The organism is Amycolatopsis sp. SID8362 (genome assembly GCF_010550475.1).
GTDB lineage: Bacteria > Actinomycetota > Actinomycetes > Mycobacteriales > Pseudonocardiaceae > Amycolatopsis > Amycolatopsis eburnea.
In genome coordinates, this window is record NZ_JAAGNB010001034.1 from 1 (window position 1) to 1,175 (window position 1,175).

Annotated in this window: 1 protein-coding gene and 1 pseudogene; one reads left to right on the forward strand and one right to left on the reverse strand. The window is 73.5% G+C overall.

The features are described from left to right. Positions 1-339: glycosyltransferase family 2 protein (locus tag G3I65_RS32485; protein ID WP_160699486.1), on the reverse strand; the 339-nt coding region annotated here is incomplete at its 3' end. A 160-nt stretch (positions 340-499) separates the two neighbouring features. On the opposite strand from G3I65_RS32485, the pseudogene G3I65_RS32490 reads away from it, so the two are divergent. Next, positions 500-1,175: pseudogene (locus tag G3I65_RS32490) on the forward strand (hypothetical protein); the annotation flags it as partial.

Consider the following 1,175-nt stretch of genomic DNA (forward strand, 5'->3'; position numbering starts at 1 on the left):
CCACACGCCCGGGCTGGTCGGGACCCGGCGCCCCACGGCGAGATCGGCGCCGCCCTCGACCGCGGCCACCAGCCGCGGCAGGTCGCCGAGGTCGAGGGACCCGTCGGCGTCGGCGAAGCACACGATGTCCGCGGTCGCGGCTTCCAGGCCGGCGTGCACGGCCGCGCCGTAGCCGCGACGCGGTTCGTGGACGACCTTCGCGCCGAGCGAGGCCGCCACTTCGGGGGAGCCGTCGGCGGAACCGTTGTCGACCACGATCGCGCGGTAGCCCGGCGGCAGGCCGGCCAGTACGCCGGGCAGCGCGCCGGCTTCGTCGAGGCAAGGGAGGACGACGTCCACTCCTGAGTCAGTCACGGCGCCGACCGTAAGTCCGCGGTGGACGGGCGAAAACCCTTGCGGTCCTTACTGAATCATGACGAGTGACGAGGTTCTTACCAGGTCGTTACGGCCGCTTCCACCGGTGCGCGCGGCGCCGCTCGCGGACTTAAGGTGGACGGCGATGAGCGAGCCGAAATCGGCAGCCCGGCTCGCCGAGTCGCCTGCCCGCGAACCCGAAGCCCCGGTCACCGGTCGCCGTGCCGACCTCTTGGCCGTCGCGGCGGCGGTGGTGCTCGTCGCCGCGGCCACCGCGGTCGGCTTGTACTACAACCGGCCGGGTTCCGGCGTGGTCATCTTCGTTTCCTCGCCGCCGCTGTTCGCCGACTGGCTGCCGCACGTCGGCCCGGGCTCGGTGTTCGCCGTGCTGATCGCCGTCGCGGTCGTGCTGCACGGCCCGGCGCTGGCCGCCCGTCTCCCGTGGCGCCGCGCACTGGCCGCCGGCTACCTGGCTTCGCTCGCCTGGATCTTCTCGCTGACCATGGTCGACGGCTGGGAACGCGGGTTCGCCGGGCACCTCACCATCCCGCAGGAGTACCTCCACGAGGTGCCGGGGATCACCGACATCCCGCGGATGCTGCGCGAGTTCTCCTCCCGCATCCTCGACTTCCAGCCGAATTCGTGGACGACGCACGTCTCCGGGCACCCGCCGGGCGCGACGCTCGTCTTCGTCTGGCTGGACCGGATCGGCCTGCACGGCGGCGCGTGGGCGGCCACGGCCGTCGTGCTCGCCGGCAGCCTGGTCGCGGTCGCCGTGCCCGCCACGGTCGCACTGCTCGGCCGGGCCGAGGCCGCCCGCG